Here is a 271-nt window from a genome sequence, read left to right on the forward strand (position 1 = left end):
TCACAAGGAAGGCCTGCCGGTGCAGGTGCACGGCGACGCCGCCTTCGCTGGCCAGGGCGTGGTCATGGAGACGCTGAACCTGGCGCAGCCCCGCGGCTACGGCACGGGCGGCACCATGCACATCGTCATCAACAACCAGATCGGCTTCACGACGTCTGACCCGCGCGACGCGCGTTCCACGCTGTATTGCACGGACGGGGTCAAGATGATCGAGGCCCCGGTGCTGCACGTGAACGGCGACGATCCCGAAGCCGTGGTGTACGCCATGCAG

At 66.8% G+C, this 271-nt stretch carries 1 protein-coding gene; it reads left to right on the forward strand.

Going from position 1 to position 271, the window contains the following annotated elements; all coding sequences use genetic code 11:
• A partial coding sequence (locus SB751_RS30635) for a thiamine pyrophosphate-dependent enzyme (RefSeq protein WP_410749102.1) occupies positions 1 to 271 on the forward strand: 271 nt, incomplete at both ends.

The organism is Cupriavidus sp. SIMBA_020, from assembly GCF_046535395.1.
Taxonomy (GTDB): domain Bacteria; phylum Pseudomonadota; class Gammaproteobacteria; order Burkholderiales; family Burkholderiaceae; genus Cupriavidus; species Cupriavidus campinensis.